The organism is Leuconostoc fallax KCTC 3537, from assembly GCF_000165675.1.
Taxonomy (GTDB): Bacteria; Bacillota; Bacilli; order Lactobacillales; family Lactobacillaceae; genus Leuconostoc_B; species Leuconostoc_B fallax.
Window position 1 is genome coordinate 139,909 of the sequence record NZ_AEIZ01000026.1, and the last position, 14,552, is coordinate 154,460.

The window sequence follows — 14,552 nt, forward strand, 5'->3', positions numbered from 1 at the left end:
TCAAATATTATTGTCAAAAATTACGCTTATTGTCTCGTTTTTGTCCTTTCTTCTGATCCAGCTGGCCATGCTTTAATTTAGGACCTTCAGACTGACCACGGCGTTCTTTTTTCCGACGTTCCTGACGATTACGGCCACCTGCTTTTCCGTATGAACCACCTGACTTTGACGCAACACGTAGTTCAGTAGTTGGTGCACTCTCAGGATTAACTAAGATAAAATCTACCGTTTTCTCTTCTTTATTGACGCGTAATACTTTAATCCGTACTTTCTGGCCTATTTGGAAAATACGATGAGATGAACGGCCAATTAATGCCGCATGTTTTTCATCATATTCATAATAATCGTCCGTTAAGTTAGAAATATGCACCAAACCTTCAACCGTATTATCCAAGCTGATAAATAGTCCAAACTTCAAAGCGGAATTAACAACACCGTCAAATTCCAGACCAACCTTATCCATCATATACTCAGCCTTCTTCAAAGCATCAACATCGCGCTCTGTATCAATAGCGCGTCGTTCACGTTGACTCGTATCTTGGCCAATTTTCCCTAAATGACTGGCATACCGCTCTTGTGCAGCCACACCTGTACCATGTTGCGCATACCACTTAATCAAACGATGGACCGTTAGATCAGGATAACGTCGAATAGGCGATGTAAAGTGTGTATAGTATGATGCGCCTAAGCCAAAATGTCCCAATGGTTCTGGTGAATATTTGGCTTGTTTCATCGCACGTAACATCATCGTCGCAATCATTTGTGCTTCTGGCTTACCCTCAACATCTGTCATGAGTTGCTGAAGCATAGCAGGCGTTACTTTACTTGGATCACCATATACAGGGTGTCCGAGTGCCTTTGCGAACTCAAAAAAGCTCTTAGCACGTTCTGCATCAGGGACTTCGTGGATACGATATAAGAAAGGTACTTTCAACTGATCAAAATGCTCAGCTACGGTTTCATTAGCCGCTAACATAAAGCTTTCAATCATTCTTTCAGCCGTACCACGTTCTCTTAATTGAATATCGACGGCTTTACCTTCATCATCAACAATAATTTGTGCTTCTGGTGCATCAAAATCAATGGCGCCACGACTTTTTCTCATATTTAACAAAATATCATGTAACTCACCCATTGTTTTAAACATTGGCACTAGGTTCGCATACTCATCCTGTACGAAAACATCACCTTCGAGTATCTTATTAACAGCATCATATGTCATACGAGCATGAGATTTAATGACACTCGTGTGCAAACGATGGTTAACGATATTACCTCTTGGATCAATCTCCATTTCAGCAGACATCGCCAAGCGAATGACATTGGGATTCAATGATGCAATACCATTAGAAATATTACGCGGTAACATTGGAATAACGCGATCAGTTAGATAAACTGAAGTACCACGATTATAGGCCTCAACGTCGATATCAGCCCCCTCTTTAACATAGTGACTAACATCAGCAATGTGCACGCCCAAATGATAATTACCATTATCCATTTTCCAAGCAACTACGGCATCATCAATATCCTTAGTATCTGCACCATCAATTGTAACCAAGGTCTGATCTGTTATATCTTCTCGGCCTTCCCACTCTTCATCCAAAACATCTGTAGGAATCTTTGCTGCTGCATCTAACACAGCTTGTGGAAATTCATGTGGTACCTTTTTAGCATAAACAATTTGTAAAATATCCATGCCAGGTTCATCTTTATAGCCAATTGTTTCAACTGCAGATGCAATCATTTGACGTGGCTTTTCCGCATTAGGAAACTGATTTACTTCAGCCACGATGACTTGTCCATCATTAGGGCGCAAACCATTACCATCAATCAAAACTTGATAGTTCATAGCTTTTTTGTCACTAATTGCTAACTCACCAATATAATTTTTAGCTTCTGAACCTAAAGTAAAGGTTCCGACAATACGTTCAAAACCATGGGTAATGATTTCTTCTACTTTGCCTTCAGGACCACGATCTGCAGAGGCAGATGGTTTAATGATTGATACCTTCACGCGATCGCCTTGCATTGCCTGTTTTGTATTGTCAGGAGACACAAATATATCTGGCAAAGTTTCATCATATTTAACAAAGCCAAAGCCCTTATCATTAGATCTGAAATCACCCAAAATATAACCAGCATCTTCATTATGCTGAAAAGCGCCATTATCATCCACAATAATATCGCCTTGACGTTCTAGCGCATTTAAAGCATTAACAACCTGCTTATATCCTTGTTCATCTGTCATGCGCAATCCATCGGAGAGATTTTGCGCTGTAAATTTTTGCATTGCATTGGCCTTTAAGAAGCCAGCCAATTGAGACTTTAATTGTTCTAATTCCATAAATTATTTTCCTAACATGTGATAACGCGTACGTTATACATTCTTTATTATAAACTAATAAAAAGCTGGGACATCTACGTAGCGAAATACGTAAAATGACCCAGCCTCGTTACACTAATGTGCTGATAAATACATCAACACGAATCCAATGATAAACCAAATTGTGCCCAAAACTGCCGTCGTTCGTCGCATAACAGCTTCAAACCCACGTGACTTACGCTCTGCAAACAAATCACCAGCACCACCAGAAAGTGCTGATAATGCATCTTGCTGTTTACTTGGTTGCATCATGACTGTAATAATTAACATGACACCAACAACGATTAAGGCAATGGTAAGTATATTTTCCACAGCACGCGTCCCCTAACTCAATTACTATCTAGTAGTATATCAAAAAACAAAGATTTAGCTAATACTGTACTAATTACCTAAAGCTAATGTAAACATCAAAATGCCACCTGCAATAGCAACATTCAAGCTTTCAGCACGCCCTTGAATTGGAATATACAAATTAGCTGTTGTTTTATCAGCTAATGCTGCACTCATGCCATTACCTTCATTACCAACAATTAAGCCAAACTGTGTTGCTGGCTGCACATCGTGATATGATTTGGCTTCTTCATTAAGTAGTGAGCCATACACTGGTAGATCATTGCTAATTAATGCATCTGTCCACTCATCCAAATCGCCATTCAAGACTTCCAAATGGAACTGAGAACCCTGCATAGCACGAACGACCTTAGGTGAATAAGCATCAGCTGTACCTGCACCTAATACGACACCTTTAAAGCCAGCAGCGTCTGCTGTTCTGACTAATGTTCCAACATTTCCTGGATCTTGAATGTTATCCAATAATAGCCAAGCACCGTCATGCACATATTTAGGATCGAAAGTCTTCTCTGGCAAACTAATTTCGGCAAATATTCCTTGTGGCGAGTTCGTTCCAGCAATATGCTTTGCAACTTCTTCACTAATTTCAAATGCTGGAACGCCATGAGGAACGTCTGGCAAATGTTCGGCCATTTGTGTTTCTGTTGCCATCACCGCATGAAACTTTGCCTTTACTTTGATAGCCTCTTCAACTAGATGCCAGCCATCTAATAAATAAGTACGGTTCTCTTGACGGCCTTTTTTAGTTGCCAATTTTGCCCATGCTTTTACGCGTGGATTTTGATTAGATAAAATTCTATCCATAATTTACTTCTTTCTACTCTTGTCGAGCACGTTAAAAATAAAATAACAACAGCCCATCTATGGATGCTTAATTGTCTTTATTTTGATTGCGATTTTGTTTACCAGAATTACGACCATGCTTATTATTAGTTGGCGTAGTATGATCATCTTGCTCTTCATTAACATCCGAATTTGGCTGTGTAACTGGTACTTTTTTCGCTGCACTTTGTAACAAGTCTTCAGCAGTTTTTTCCACTTTGAATTCCTTGCTAACTTTTTCTTCCATTGCTGGGCGTTGCAAATGATTAATAGCAGACTGGAACAATAAGAAGATACCGCCAACGATAAAGTACAAACCGATTGCACCGGAAGCATACATTGAGAAAGCAAAGATCATAATTGGACTAATATACATCATTGCACTTGATGCTTTGCGCTGCTCCTCTGGCAAGTGCTTAGCCATCAACCAAGCTTGTGCCAAATAAATCAAACCAGCAATTACTGAAAAAACAATCTGTGATTGATTTAAATTGAATCCAAAGAATGTCGCATCTCGTAACGAAGGTGAATGTAAGATAGCAGAATATAATCCAGAAAATACCGGTACTTGCATGGCCATTGTTAGAAATGAAATACCACCAGTCAAACTAACATTATTTTCACGATACAGTGACATCATCGCCATACTAGCTTGCTGTTGCTCTTGTTGCGTACCTGCTTTACGCGTAATAGCCTGTAATTTGTCAATTTCGGGCTTTAGCTGTTGCATTTTAATTTGGTTAATTGTAGATGCCTTTTGTTGGTTAAGAAAGAAAGGTAACAATATTAAACGTAGCACAGCAGTAATAATAATAATTGCCCAACCAATACCGTTTGTACCACCAACAAAGTTCGCGATACTAGTCATAATGTCTGCTAGTGGGTGCCCAATCCAACGATACATCCGGCTATGCTGATCGTATCCGCCAGTGATTAAAATAATATCAAAAATAACAAAAATAATTGTTAAAACTCTTTTGAGTTGTTTCATGTGTCCATGTCTCCTAGATTATGACGCACGTCATCGTACAAGTAGCCATTATATCAAATACTATGGCTTAATAGCAAAATCATTTGCTGTAAAGGGTTTAATTTCAGTTATTTTGATATGGTCAACATGGCTATATTCACCGGGTCCCGCTTCAACAGCACTCAAAAAAGGTTTAATTTGCTCTTCAAGCCCTTGTACACAAATTTCAACAGACCCATCACGTTTATTTCTAACCCAACCAACTAAATGGTGCTGCTGTGCTATATGTTGTGTATACCAACGAAAACCAACACCCTGCACTATACCACTAACATTTATCATTAAATATTTTGTCATCATTCACTCACTAGGGGCAAGCGTATTGTAAAAATTGACCCTGAACCTTCGGCGCTTTCTAAATTAATATCTCCACCATAAGCTTTCACTAGTCTTTCAGCAATGCTTAATCCTAATCCACTGCCGCCTTTTCGTCTTGAACGCGCCTTATCAGCCCGATAGAAACGATCAAAAACATGTTGCGCATCTTCTTGCGACAATCCCTCGCCAAAATCTTGAATACCAATTTCTACTTGATGTCTTGTTCGTGATACCGCAAAATGAATCTCTTTTCTATCCAAAGAATACTTAACGGCATTATCTGCCAAAATGATAAGAATTTGTTCTAAATGATCTTGACGAATGCGCGCATGCGCAGGTTCTAGAAGATCATCATCCATCGTAAAATTAAAATCTGGATGAATCATTTTAAAGTTTTCGAATACACGATGAACCGTCCCATCTACTTCGGTCATATCCTTAATATTTTCAACGGGAATCTGCTCAGCCCGTGTTAAATTAAGCATTTCATTAATGAGGGTTTCCATGCGTTGTACTTCAGCCAAGGATGAACTAATTGAATCAGCTAATACTTCAGGATCATCCTTTCCCCAGCGGTTAAGTAACTCCATATGTCCCTTCACGATGGTTACAGGTGTTCTCAATTCATGTGACACATCTGACACAAATTGTTGCTGGGCACTAATCAGTCCCTGTAAGCGATCCATCATACGGTTTAAAACTTTAACAACATCTGTTAATTCATCGTTAATTTTACCCTCGCTAGCACGTTGACTTGTCATCGGATCTTCTTGGAACGCTTCAATTGTTTTTTCAATTGACCGCACGGGTTTAATAATACGCATGACTAGAAAATAAGAAAACGCTGTAATTCCTAGTCCACCAATGAATACAAACGCAATAAGCCAATAATAAATCGTATGTGCCAATGGCCCAAAGTAATTACGTAATAGTTCGGTAACCGCTAATGCAAATAAAATAAAGATGACAAAAAAGCCTAACGTCATTCCAATAGCTAATTGCCAGCGTAACGAGAAACGACGGGGGGCTTTTTCTGTTGTCTGATCTTTTGTTTCTTCCATTTTACTTAACAATACACATGCCTTAGCTTCTCATGACATATCCAGTACCACGTACTGTTTGAATGTAAGAAGCCTTACTCTCAGGATCATCAATTTTATTACGTAAGTAACGAATATAAACATCTACAACATTGGTTTCAACTTCAGAGTCAAATCCCCAAACTTCTTTAAGTAATTGCTCACGTGATTGTACAATGTTAATGTTCTCAACTAATGTGAGCAGCAAGTCGTATTCGCGCTTTGTTAAATTAATAATCTGATCATCACGACGCGCTATCCGATTCTCTTTTTCAATACGTAGATCCTTAAACTGAATAATAGAACGGTGTTGATCACTTGATTTATTTTCAATTGCAATACGTCGCAATAATGAACGCACGCGAGCTAATAGCTCTTCAATTGCAAATGGTTTTACAAGATAATCATCAGCGCCATAATCCAATCCAGAAACACGATCAATAACTGAATCACGAGCTGTCATCATGATAATCGGTGTTTTTTACTTTCGCGCAAACGGCGCGCTACTTCCAACCCATTTAACTCAGGCAACATCAAATCTAAAAGAATGACATCATAGTCATTCTCTAAAGCTGAATCTAATCCAGTACGACCGTCCATAACAGTTTCAACGTCGTATCCTTCATGTTTTAATTCGAGGCCAATAAACTTTGCTAAGTTTTCCTCATCTTCAACAATTAATACTTTACTCATATTCGTCCTCAATATTTTTAAAATGGGGACTCTCTCCCCTTATAAATACTAATCTTAACTAAGCTTAAAGGATTTTTTCATTCTATGCAAGTATTTTCTCATTCTTTGAAAAAATCATCTAACTTTGCTAGCCGAGGATCTAATTTTTCAGAATCCTTTTCGGCTGATGATTCTTTTTCAAAATCATCTTCGCTAACAACAACCCAATCTTTTCCAGCAGGTAAATCATCACTTTGTTTCTCTTCATCAGTCAGAATTTGTAGTGGCAAACTTGCCATAATATTATCTAAAACTGATTGGTCGACATCCAGCATATCATTTTCTAACAAAAAGGCAGCTTCTGTCTCTTCAAAGTGCTCTAATCTTTCTTCCTTTTCAACATACCTTTCGTTGATCATTAAGTCGAGTGGTAGTTGAACTGGTAATAGCGAACGCGAAGAAGGTACTGTGATTTTCCCCTTCACTGTTGCATTAAACAGTACGTCATTTTCTGGAGAATAGCTCACTTCTCCAGTAACAGTTAATTGACTCAAGGCCAATACAGTTTTTGGGAATCGCTCTTTAGCAACATCTTCCAATGAAATATCTTCTTTAAAAGATAATGGCTCATCATGATATTTTTGAATTTGTCTTTTTGCAAATTTCATATTTAAACAATTCATTAACAGTGATAACACCGTTAATTACTTCTCCTTCTCTACTAAAATTGGTACTCGACTCACATCTTGTTGTGGCACGTTATCACCTGTAGCCAACATCTGCCACAGTTTACCGGCCTTATAATCTAACCTTAAATTACTCTTAGCCAAACTCATATCGACTTTGCTAATTAAGGGTAAATCCAAATGTTTCTTTGTTACATTGAGATACTGTTGTCCGAGAGGCGTAAAACCTAATACCCTCAAATAAGCATCTTGCATGGCTGCTTGCATTTGATCAACCTTGATATTAGCTAACGTATAAAGCAGTGTTCTTTGTATACGAGCAAAAGTATAACGCTTTGATTTAACTGCTTTAATATAACTTTGATAACTTTGTGGACCTGGTTCACCTAAAGCCATCGCTGATAGACGATGCTCTAAGCCTTCCGCCATTTGATAAATCTGGCCTAACTGTCCCACGGTGTCTGTCACTAAACGATATTTTAACAATTGCCAAAATGGTTGTTCAAAATTAATTGTATTTGCACTACTTGATAATAATGCCTTTGTCTCATTGGGGACAACATCAGCTAGCTTTTCTAACTTGCCCTTGTGCAATGCCAGACGAATCGAAGATGCTGATGCAATTTTTTGGTCTTCAGTAAACGTTTTATCATGATACCCAGCACTCATTCGTTGTATAGGGCGTAAATTAATTTGACTTTCTAGCCCTAGTTTTGATACTGCTCTCGCATAACCAAAGGCCAAGATATCGTTAGGATCTTCTAGCTTAAAGCCTGTACTCATTTCCAATTCGTGCGCATAAGCACTCGCAAAAGTTTGCTTTTTGTCTTTAAAATTACCTGCATCACTTTTTTAGATAATTGGACATCTGGTGCATTTTTCGCTAATGTCAAAAAATCAACATCAGCATGTTCACTACCAAAGACAATATCCTCAACACCCATTGCAGCAAGTAGTTTCACTGCGCCTTCGGTAAAGATATGACTTGGTTGCACGGCAAAAAAGTGGGTAACTCTATGACAATATCAACACCGTTTTGTAAAGCAACTTGTGCACGCGTCCATTTATCAAAAATTGCTGGTTCCCCTCGTTGCACAAAATTACCTGACATTACAGCAATAACAACATCTGCACCTGTTAATTTTTTAGCTTGTTCAATGTGATATAGATGACCATTATGAAATGGATTATATTCAGTGACAATACCGACTGCTTTCATATCGTTACCCTTCTTCATTTATTTTTTCATTTTAAAGAACCAGCGATCAGTTTCTAAATCAATGGGTTGTTGTCCAAAAGCAGATGTCACTTCAATATCTTTAAAACCAACAGTGGTTAAAAGTTGCATATAAGTATCCAGTTCGTAAGTCTGTTCATGATGCACCTCTCTTAATAACTTAAACCCATCGATTTTTCATTATAGACGAAGAACTTTAAATCATGATCAACACTATTAGCTATTTCTCCAGGATAACTGGTCCACATAAAGATATTTTCTGGATCGTCATCATTATTATAAAAGTAATTATCATACAATACGTTAACTTGATATGGCGTAATAACGTCAAACATGAACGTACCACCCACAACAAGATGTTCAAAAACCTGTTGTAACGTCTTTACCATATCATCTTGTGTTGGTAGATAATTCAAAGCATCAACAGAGCTAATAATGAGTTCATATTGCGTCTTCCAATCTGACCATTCTCGCATATCTGCTTGCAATAGCTGTATAGACTGATTAGCTTGAGCACTATTTTTTTGAGCCAACATTAGCATTTCAGGAGACAAATCTAAAACATCCATTTTGTAACCCAATTTTGCTAATTCAATGGCTAATCTGCCTGAGCCACCCCCTAAGTCTAGGGTTGAGCCAATTTGAGTATTTTGACTCACGTAATCTGCCCACTGCTTATACAAAGTCTGATCAAACAGCTCATCATACTTCTCTGCAAAGGTATTATAATTATCGCTCATTTATTCATCCCTTTGTCACTACATGAAAAGTGACTGAAAATAAAATTTCAGTCACCATCTACTTAATCTTTACTCTGCAATCATCCACTGTTGTAAATCTACATAAGGTGCATCGCCCCACAAACGCTCTAGATTGTAAAAATCTCGATCTTCTGTAGCAAAAATATGGACAATAACATCTCCCAAATCGAGTAATACCCATTCACTAGCCTTGACACCTTCAATACGATTAATTGTGCCACCAGCTTCGGCAACCTTATCTTTAATTTCATTAACGATGGCTTGAACTTGTCTTGGCGAGGCTGCATCAGCAATAACAAAATAATCCGCCATTAGGCTGACCTTCTGCATATCTAAAGCAACAATATTATTCGCTTTTTTACTATCCGCAGCTTTAACCGCTGTTTCAAGCAATTGTTGTGCATCTAATGTCATTAGAATTTCTCCTTTAATATCTAAAAAATAAAAACTCACGCATGTTTTACCCAATAATTATACGTCGTTAATGATAAGGGATGAATTGGCAAGGACTGGCTGGCCAGATAAGCAAGCGTATGTGTAATTTGATATTTCACACCACTTTGTAAATTATTATCAGTTAACGCTCTTGCTTCTTCAACGCCTGGAAAATGGCGTCCCATTTCAAGATAATCCGCCATAAATAATATTTGTGATAATAACGACATATTATCCGACCCTGTGGTATGTTGACGAACGGCATCTAAAATTTCCGAATCAGTAATACCCAATTCATCATGAATCATCTCCGCACCCACAACGCCATGCCAAATAGCATTATTCCAATTTTTCAAATCCGGATCTAGATGTTTTGCATCAATGACATTCAAAAAATCAGAATCAGATCGGTCTTTGGCATAATCATGGACAAGGGCTGCAACTTCTGCTTGATCCGAATTAACGTTATATTTTTTAGACAAGACAATTGCATAGTCTCTTACTCTCAAAATATGTTCAAAACGCTTTTGTGAAACAGCTTTAGCAACGATACTTTCTAGTTGCGCTACTGTCCCACTATAATACTTACTCATACAATCCTCGATATAAATGATATTCTTCAATAAAGGCCACTTCGCGATCTGGCACTAAATAATTAATACTTTGATTCAAGCGAATCCGCGTTCGAATATCTGATGCACTGATATGAACATCAGGCACATCAAACCACAAAGCAGGATATGCGGATTCCCTTTTTTGTCCTGCTCTTAAGCCCGCCACAAAAGTAACTAATTGACTCAGTTCCTCAATATGATCCCATTGTGGTAAGAACTTCATTTTTTCTGCACCCATAATAAAGTAATACTCATTTTCTGGATGCTGTTTAACAAGTTCTTGCATTGTGAAGAAAGTATGTGATTCACCACCATTACGTATCTCAGTCAGGTCAATATCAAACAAAGGATTATCCATAATGGCTAATCGTACCATTTGTGCACGATATGAGGGCTCAATAGCACTCGTATGCGTTGCATCAACGGGTATAGCATTAGGCATCCAATATACTTTTTCTAAACCAAGTTGTTTGCCAACACTTTCGGCTAAAATAAGTTGACCAATATGCGGCGGATTGAATGTACCACCGAAAATGCCCACTCGTTTTTTAACTTTTGTGATGTTGATTGGACCTGTGTCTGTGTACTAATAGTTGCAATCATATACTCCTCCAATATTTAAAGATCGTTAACTAACAACGATAATTTAGCATATTTTGGATTAATTGCCGGTAAATATAACACCAATGTTTTACCAATGGTCTGCACAACAGTAATATTTGAATGATCTTCAATATATTGTGCAACCTCTTTGACCGTAACATCTGCACTTTGCTGTACATTTACCTTAACTAATTCACGTTTGTTGAGTGCTACAACGATTTCATCCACCCATGTTTGCGTCATACCATTTTTACCAACTGAAAAAATAGGGTTCATAGTATTCGCTTGCGAGCGCAAAAAACGTTTTTGTTTCCCAGATAATTGTATCATTAAATCATAGCCTTTCGAATTAAAACATTAACACCTGCTGGTGCCCATCCTCTTATATGCATTCCCGCAGGAACTGTAATCCATCCTAGTCCTGCAAAAACCAGGTCACTTTTTTCACTAGTCCTAAATTCATGCATCACTAACGTGTTGCCTTGAGCGGGAATGGGTTGTAATAAATTACCCGCATGTTTATCGTAAAAAGCATCTGCATTAGCTAATTTTGTACGATGTAGCATCAAATTATTCTCAAAATAAGCAGTAACAGCAGCGCGTTCTCCATTCACAAAATCAAAACGTGCTAGTCCACCGATAAAAATCGTTTGTTCTGCATTTAATTGATAAGTTTTTGGTTTAATTTCATGATTAGGCAAAGCAAATTTCAAATCTTTTTCAGATAAAGCATGCGCCATTTGATCACGTTTCACAATACCTGGCGTATCTACTAATTGTGCCCCATCATCCAGTGGTATCTCAATACGATCTAATGTGGTACCTGGAAAGCGTGATGTTGTAATCAATTCTTGAATGCCTGTTCTAGACTTGATAATCCGGTTAATCAATGTTGATTTTCCAACATTTGTCACACCAACAACATAGACATCTTCGCCTAATCTTAACTCATCGATCTTTTCAAGTAATTCATCTAAGTTTTGAGGCTTCTTAGCGCTTGTCAAAAAAGTATCAACTGCTTGAATACCCTGCTCTTTTAGCACACCTTGTAACCATTGTTTTAAGCGTTGCTTGTTTAAAGATTTAGGTAACAAGTCTACTTTATTAGCGACAACCAAAATCGGGTTGTTCTGTCCAACGAACCTAGGTAGACCAGATATGATTGAACCTGTCACATCAAATACATCGATAACATAAACAACTAGCGCACGCGTTGCCGAAATTTGATGTAGCAGACGAGCAAAATCATCGTCTGTCAATTCAACGGGTTGGATTTCATTGTAGTGTCTTAGCCTAAAGCAGCGCTGGCATAACAATTCATCATTGTCAATTTGTTTTCTTAATGCGCTAAGCGGTAAATAACCAGCATGCTCAGGTTCATCAATCTGCATACGGGCACCACACCCAATACATTGTAATCCTTCAGCTAACTGCGCCTTAAGATATTCGTCTGTGATTTCAATTGTCACGAAGTTTTTTCTCCCATTTTAACTGTGGATGTGCTTTAAAGACTACTTTTTTAACCTGCTTTTCAATTGCTCGATTTATCCAAGTTTGCCACATATCTGATTCTACAAGTCGTTTTACTAACACACTACGTATACCTGCACTATGCGCAGCCCAGACATCGGTCAACATTTGATCGCCAACCATAATGACTTCTTCTTTTGTTAAATCGTGCGTTTTCAAGACATGCAAAATACCCCTTGGTAATGGTTTAAGTGACCAAGAGACGAATTTTACATTCAGTGGTGCCACTGCTTTAGCAACTCTTTTTGTTGTATTATTCGAGATAACAATTAACTCAATTCCTTCATCACGCAGACTTTTTAACCATTCACGTAATTCTGGTGTACCCTCGGGATTATTCCAAGCTAATAAAGTATTATCTAAATCCGCTAAAACGGTGGTTATACCGCGCGTTTTTAAATCATCAACTGTTAAGTCATATATTCTTTCAACCATGAAAGTTGGTGTAAAGTATTCTAAACGCATCTTGTCAGCCATCCATCAATAATTCTTATCTTACATTATACATGAAAGCGAACATGTCTGTTACAACAAAAATACGAACAATGTGATGAAATGCCTTTCACGATTACTCTTAGCTTCCATATAGAATAAAAACAAGCAATTTATATTGCTTGTGCTTTTAGAACCAGTGTTAGTGGCGCTTTAAGTATAAATAAATTGGATATCCCACAGCTACAATCAACAATGAAATCACAACACCATAAAAGTCATAATATATTTCAGATATTTCAACATAAAGTGATCCTGCAATCGCCACTAAAGGTATCATTGGAAAAAATGGTGTTGAAAAGCCAGGTTTAACACCCATGGTATTATGTCGACGTAATTTAATCACACCCACAAAGGCCATAATATAAAATAGAAACGTTGTAAAAATAGCAATATCAGATAAACGATTAGGATCAGCAACCGCCATCATCACAATCGCAATCATAATCATAAGCCAAATGGCTGCGTTGGGTGTCCGTGATCGCATGTTTATCTTAGCAAATGTCTTCGCAAACGGGAAAATACCTTCATTAGCCATCGCAAATAATACACGTGGGAAAGAGACAACTTTACCATTTAAAGTGCCTAATAAAGATACTAAAATGGTGACACTTAATAAACGGCCACCAAATTCACCAAAAGCTTCTTGCGCAACACGTAAAGTCGCATTTTCGCCAAAACTAATAATTTGGTTGGCTGGTAAGCTCTGATACACACCATAAGTTACCCCAACATAAGCAAAAATAACCAACACAATACCAAAAACAATTGCTTTAGGTAATGTTTGACGTGGATTCTTAATTTCACCGCTAATGTTAGCCAATGTTACCCATCCATCATAGGCAAACAAAGTTGCTAAAATAGCAACACCAAAGCCGCCACCGCTATTTGATACTTGATGAACAACCTGACCAAATGCATCATTTTGGCCAAAGAAAAAGCCAAAAATAACTAATGCTAATACCGGTAATAACTTAATAATTGTTGTTACAATTTGAAAACCAGCACTAAAACGATTAGGAATCGAGTTTAACAAACCAATAAACATTAGTGTCACTGCTGATAATATTAAAGAATACTTTTGTGGCAGACCGAATAATCCTAGGCACAGATAAGAGAAATAAGTTGCAATCGCTCCCATCATGGCTGGACCATAAAAAATAACCTGCATCCATCCTGTTAAAAATCCCCAAGTTTTACCATAAATATGGCCGATATATTGAAATATACCACCTGTCTTGGTCATCTGGGAACCGAGTTCAGCAATACTCAATCCGGAAGCCAATGTCAAAATACCACCAACAAGCCAAGCAAGCAATCCTGCTGTTGTCCCACCAGCAGAAGACAAAACACTACCTTGCTTAAAAAGATGCCAGATCCGATAACAGTTCCAATAACTAAAGCCAAAGACGCCCATAATCCAAAGCCCCGATGCAGTTTTTTTCGTTTGAATCCATCTTATATCTCCCACAATAATCTTAGTTACTAGTATAGCACGTGATTTTCTGTCTTCTAAACATATACAAAATAAAAAAG

General features: G+C 37.8%; 13 protein-coding genes and 4 pseudogenes. All 17 read right to left on the bottom strand.

Going from position 1 to position 14,552, the window contains the following annotated elements; all coding sequences use genetic code 11:
* Window positions 1-13 precede the first annotated feature (13 nt).
* Window positions 14-2,347, bottom strand: a complete 2,334-nt coding sequence (rnr, locus tag LEUFL_RS0108055) for a ribonuclease R (protein WP_010008680.1) — start codon at window positions 2,345-2,347, stop codon at window positions 14-16.
* 114 nt (window positions 2,348-2,461) lie between these two features.
* Window positions 2,462-2,698, bottom strand: a complete 237-nt coding sequence (gene secG, locus LEUFL_RS0108060) for a preprotein translocase subunit SecG (protein WP_010008682.1) — start codon at window positions 2,696-2,698, stop codon at window positions 2,462-2,464.
* A 69-nt stretch (window positions 2,699-2,767) separates the two neighbouring features.
* On the bottom strand, window positions 2,768-3,541 hold the full coding sequence (locus LEUFL_RS0108065; protein WP_010008684.1) for a TrmH family RNA methyltransferase: 774 nt from the start codon (window positions 3,539-3,541) through the stop codon (window positions 2,768-2,770).
* A gap of 67 nt (window positions 3,542-3,608) precedes the next feature.
* Window positions 3,609-4,550, bottom strand: coding sequence for a membrane protein insertase YidC (yidC, locus tag LEUFL_RS0108070; protein WP_010008687.1), 942 nt, complete (start codon window positions 4,548-4,550; stop codon window positions 3,609-3,611).
* Between the two features lie 60 nt (window positions 4,551-4,610).
* On the bottom strand, window positions 4,611-4,886 hold the full coding sequence (locus LEUFL_RS0108075; RefSeq protein ID WP_010008688.1) for an acylphosphatase: 276 nt from the start codon (window positions 4,884-4,886) through the stop codon (window positions 4,611-4,613).
* Window positions 4,886-5,968: a sensor histidine kinase gene (locus tag LEUFL_RS0108080; protein WP_029508731.1), complete on the bottom strand. Its 1,083-nt coding sequence runs from the start codon at window positions 5,966-5,968 to the stop codon at window positions 4,886-4,888. Before LEUFL_RS0108080 ends, LEUFL_RS0108075 begins: the two co-directional genes overlap by 1 nt.
* A 22-nt stretch (window positions 5,969-5,990) precedes the next feature.
* A pseudogene (locus tag LEUFL_RS12170) lies at window positions 5,991-6,679 on the bottom strand (response regulator transcription factor).
* Between the two features lie 98 nt (window positions 6,680-6,777).
* A complete protein-coding gene (locus tag LEUFL_RS0108090) occupies window positions 6,778-7,326 on the bottom strand; it encodes a YceD family protein (RefSeq protein WP_029508732.1) in 549 nt (182 codons plus the stop codon).
* Between the two features lie 36 nt (window positions 7,327-7,362).
* Window positions 7,363-8,563, bottom strand: a pseudogene (locus LEUFL_RS12175) (nucleotidyltransferase).
* 18 nt (window positions 8,564-8,581) lie between these two features.
* Window positions 8,582-9,321 (bottom strand): annotated as a pseudogene (locus LEUFL_RS12180) (class I SAM-dependent DNA methyltransferase).
* Window positions 9,322-9,390: 69 nt separating this feature from the next.
* Window positions 9,391-9,756 (bottom strand): ribosome silencing factor, encoded by a 366-nt coding sequence (gene rsfS, locus LEUFL_RS0108105; protein WP_010008696.1) that lies wholly within the window; start codon window positions 9,754-9,756, stop codon window positions 9,391-9,393.
* A gap of 35 nt (window positions 9,757-9,791) precedes the next feature.
* Window positions 9,792-10,370, bottom strand: coding sequence for a bis(5'-nucleosyl)-tetraphosphatase (symmetrical) YqeK (yqeK, locus tag LEUFL_RS0108110; protein ID WP_010008697.1), 579 nt, complete (start codon window positions 10,368-10,370; stop codon window positions 9,792-9,794).
* The gene (locus LEUFL_RS0108115; RefSeq protein WP_010008698.1) at window positions 10,363-10,932 is read right to left on the bottom strand and encodes a nicotinate-nucleotide adenylyltransferase; all 570 of its coding nucleotides are present in this window, start codon (window positions 10,930-10,932) and stop codon (window positions 10,363-10,365) included. The genes yqeK and LEUFL_RS0108115 overlap by 8 nt, the downstream gene beginning before the upstream one ends.
* A 77-nt stretch (window positions 10,933-11,009) precedes the next feature.
* Window positions 11,010-11,324: a ribosome assembly RNA-binding protein YhbY gene (gene yhbY, locus LEUFL_RS0108120; RefSeq protein ID WP_010008701.1), complete on the bottom strand. Its 315-nt coding sequence runs from the start codon at window positions 11,322-11,324 to the stop codon at window positions 11,010-11,012.
* Window positions 11,324-12,463 carry a ribosome biogenesis GTPase YqeH gene (yqeH, locus tag LEUFL_RS0108125; protein WP_010008702.1) on the bottom strand — a complete coding sequence of 380 codons (1,140 nt, stop codon included), beginning with the start codon at window positions 12,461-12,463 and terminating at the stop codon, window positions 11,324-11,326. The genes yhbY and yqeH overlap by 1 nt, the downstream gene beginning before the upstream one ends.
* Complete coding sequence (locus LEUFL_RS0108130) at window positions 12,453-12,989, bottom strand: YqeG family HAD IIIA-type phosphatase (protein ID WP_010008703.1); 537 nt, start codon at window positions 12,987-12,989, stop codon at window positions 12,453-12,455. The genes yqeH and LEUFL_RS0108130 overlap by 11 nt, the downstream gene beginning before the upstream one ends.
* 169 nt (window positions 12,990-13,158) lie before the next feature.
* Window positions 13,159-14,453, bottom strand: a pseudogene (locus LEUFL_RS12185) (APC family permease).
* Window positions 14,454-14,552: the final 99 nt, after the last annotated feature.

Bases quoted from the DNA above. Each gene is read 5' to 3' on its own strand.
- LEUFL_RS0108130 (WP_010008703.1), bottom strand. From the start codon at position 12,989: ATGCGTTTAGAATACTTTACACCAACTTTCATGGTTGAAAGAATATAT.
- rnr (WP_010008680.1), bottom strand. From the start codon at position 2,347: ATGGAATTAGAACAATTAAAGTCTCAATTGGCTGGCTTCTTAAAGGCC.
- yhbY (WP_010008701.1), bottom strand. From the start codon at position 11,324: ATGATACAATTATCTGGGAAACAAAAACGTTTTTTGCGCTCGCAAGCG.
- LEUFL_RS0108065 (WP_010008684.1), bottom strand. From the start codon at position 3,541: ATGGATAGAATTTTATCTAATCAAAATCCACGCGTAAAAGCATGGGCA.
- rsfS (WP_010008696.1), bottom strand. From the start codon at position 9,756: ATGACATTAGATGCACAACAATTGCTTGAAACAGCGGTTAAAGCTGCG.
- LEUFL_RS0108090 (WP_029508732.1), bottom strand. From the start codon at position 7,326: ATGAAATTTGCAAAAAGACAAATTCAAAAATATCATGATGAGCCATTA.
- yqeK (WP_010008697.1), bottom strand. From the start codon at position 10,370: ATGAGTAAGTATTATAGTGGGACAGTAGCGCAACTAGAAAGTATCGTT.
- LEUFL_RS0108080 (WP_029508731.1), bottom strand. From the start codon at position 5,968: ATGGAAGAAACAAAAGATCAGACAACAGAAAAAGCCCCCCGTCGTTTC.
- LEUFL_RS0108075 (WP_010008688.1), bottom strand. From the start codon at position 4,886: ATGACAAAATATTTAATGATAAATGTTAGTGGTATAGTGCAGGGTGTT.
- yidC (WP_010008687.1), bottom strand. From the start codon at position 4,550: ATGAAACAACTCAAAAGAGTTTTAACAATTATTTTTGTTATTTTTGAT.